Source organism: uncultured Caldilinea sp. (assembly GCF_937128415.1).
GTDB lineage: Bacteria > Chloroflexota > Anaerolineae > Caldilineales > Caldilineaceae > Caldilinea.
This window is the reverse complement of the sequence record NZ_CAKZMJ010000106.1, coordinates 1-2,500: the sequence shown is the minus strand read 5'-3', so window position 1 is coordinate 2,500 and position 2,500 is coordinate 1. Positions and strand designations below refer to the sequence as shown.

The 2,500-nt window shown below is 58.0% G+C and carries 2 protein-coding genes (1 of these 2 cut by a window edge); both read right to left on the bottom strand.

Annotation, left to right across the window (positions count from 1 at the left end; genetic code table 11):
- Positions 1–1,969, bottom strand: the 5' portion of a protein-coding gene (locus Q0367_RS20000; protein ID WP_297630308.1) for an NADH-quinone oxidoreductase subunit L. 278 nt of this gene lie to the left of the window's left edge; only the first 1,969 of its 2,247 coding nucleotides appear in the window; the start codon lies at positions 1,967–1,969; its stop codon lies beyond the left edge, outside the window.
- 52 nt (positions 1,970–2,021) lie between these two features.
- Positions 2,022–2,384: a hypothetical protein gene (locus Q0367_RS19995; RefSeq protein WP_297630311.1), complete on the bottom strand. Its 363-nt coding sequence runs from the start codon at positions 2,382–2,384 to the stop codon at positions 2,022–2,024.
- Positions 2,385–2,500: the final 116 nt, after the last annotated feature.

The following is a 2,500-nucleotide window of genomic DNA, read 5'->3' as shown; positions in this document are numbered from 1 at the left end:
CGGCGCCGCGTGTGAAAGGAATCACCGTGTAGCCGTAAAGCTCATCCACCCAGAACTTACGGTGCATCGCCCACCAGATCGGACCAAGCCAGCGGCGCATCGGGTCGATCTGGCCTTCGGGCAAACCGTTGCGATAGACCCAGTAGCCCAACCCGAGGCCGCCGAGCGAAACCACCAGTGAAATAAGGAGCACCAGGAAGTTAAACTCTGGATGAGGGAACTTGAACGCCTGATACTCAATGTATGGCTCCAGCTGGTGCTCGATCCAGTTCGGAAAGAGCGCCCCCAAAAGCGGAAAATCTTTCGGGATGCCCAACCATCCCAAGCCGATGACGAAGGGAGTGATCAAAATCAGCGGAATCGTCATCGACCTCACGCTCTCTGTGGCGTGAGCGGCGCCCTCGCTGCGCGGTTGACCGAGGAACGTCAGCATGATCTGGCGCGCCGTGTAGAAAGCGGTCACCAACGCTGAAAACGCCAACGTCCAGAAGACCGCCCACTGGCCGGTGTACCATTCGCTGGCGAGAATTTCATCCTTCGACCAAAAGCCGGCCGTGAAGAAAGGGAAGCCAGCCAACGCCAGGCCGCCGATGATGAATGTCCAACCGGTGATGGGCATACGCTGCAGCAACCCACCCATGTTGCGCATATCCTGCGGGTCATTGGGGTCCAAAACGCCGTCTGCGCGTTGAATCAGGCGCGGCCCATGATGCGCATCGTGCTCCCCGTGGCCGTGTTCCTCATCATGGGCGCCGTGTTCATGCGCATGATGAAAACCATGCTCGACGCCGTGAATCACAGAGCCGGAGCCGAGGAAGAGCAATCCTTTGAAGAACGCATGCGTCAACAGGTGGAAGAAGCCCGCCACGTAAGCGCCTGTGCCCAGGGCCGCCACCATATAGCCGAGCTGCGCCACCGTCGAGTACGCAAGCACGCGCTTGATGTCCCATTGCGCCACGGCGATGAGCGAGGCGAAGAGCGCCGTGAAGGCGCCGATGCCGGCGACGAACTGCATGCTGCCCGGAGCGACCTCGCCGGCGGCGTAGTAGAGCGGGAACATGCGCACCAAGAGGAAGACGCCCGCCGACACCATCGTCGCCGCATGGATCAAAGCGCTGACCGGCGTCGGGCCTTCCATGGCGTCCGGCAACCAGACGTGCAGCGGAAACTGGGCGCTCTTGCCAATGGTGCCGAAGAAGATCAGCACGGCGATCAGGGCGATGGCCGGCGTGGTGAAGTTGAGCACCGGCACGTGCACCATCATCTCGGAGAGATGCTTCATGTTCTCCGGCGCCAGAATCTGCTCGAAGACCAGCGTGTTCTCGACGCTCCACATGTAGAGCAGCATCATGCCGGCGAACATCAGGGCGTCGCCGATGCGCGTGGTGACGAACGCTTTGAAGGCCGCCTTCTTGGCCGACTCCTTCTCAAACCAGAAGCCGATGAGCAGATAACTGCACAGGCCCATGATCTCCCAGAAGACGAAGAAGGTCAGCAGCGAATTCGACACCACCAATCCCAACATGCCGGTGGCGAACAGGCTGATGTAAGCCATGAAACGGCTGTAGCGAGGATCCTTGCCCTGGGCATACGCCAGCGGATAGTCTTCCTTGCGCAGATGAGAAGGGAAAGTCATATAGCCGCTGGCGTAGATGAAAATCATGAGCAGCAAGAAGGTCACCATGAAGATCATCAGCGCGTTGGCCGGGTCGACCTGAAACCCGATCATCAGCTCCGTTGCGCCGGTGGGGATTGTGAAAAGCTCACCGTACAGTGGATGTTCGCCGAAATGTGGAGTCGTAAACACGCTGAATGCAATCGGCCAACCCAGCACAAAGCTGACGAGCACCCCGCCGATCGCCGTGAGCGCGCTCACCGTCTTGTTGCGATTCAAAAAGAGGACGATAGCGACAAAAGCGAGAAAGGGCGGCACCGGCAAAAGCCAGGCGAGATTCAAAAATCCTTGCATTGCTTACCCTCGTTTTGCTTTACGACCCGTTGACGTCATGAATTCAATCGATTCAGGATGGTCGCCGATATCGAAAACTGCGAATCAGGTTGCCGATGGCGTATCCGATCAAGGCGCCGACGATGACGAAGACCAAAAAAATCAAGTCGTTCGGCACACCGATTGCGCCACCGATCGCCACTGCCACCGTGGCGCCGAACACCGCCATCAACAGCAGAAACGTCTGCTCCGATTTGCGCTGCTTCGCTTCGGCCAGCAGTTGCGCTGCGTCCCGGTAGTCTGGCTTGTATTTTACAATTTCTTTGAGCGCATGAATTGCGCCCGTGTAATTCCCCTGGCTCATCTTCTCCAAAGCCAGGTTGTACAGAAATTCACACTGTTCTTCTAATGTGCCCGTGAGTTTCTGACTCGGCATGACGCTGTTTCAAAGGATAGAGCCTGTTAAGTCCCCTGACGCTTTCAGGAAGCTCTTTCCCCTCCTGCGCAGGGCGGCGTCGCCAGCTTCACCCTTTCAGCAGATCCAAATCATCC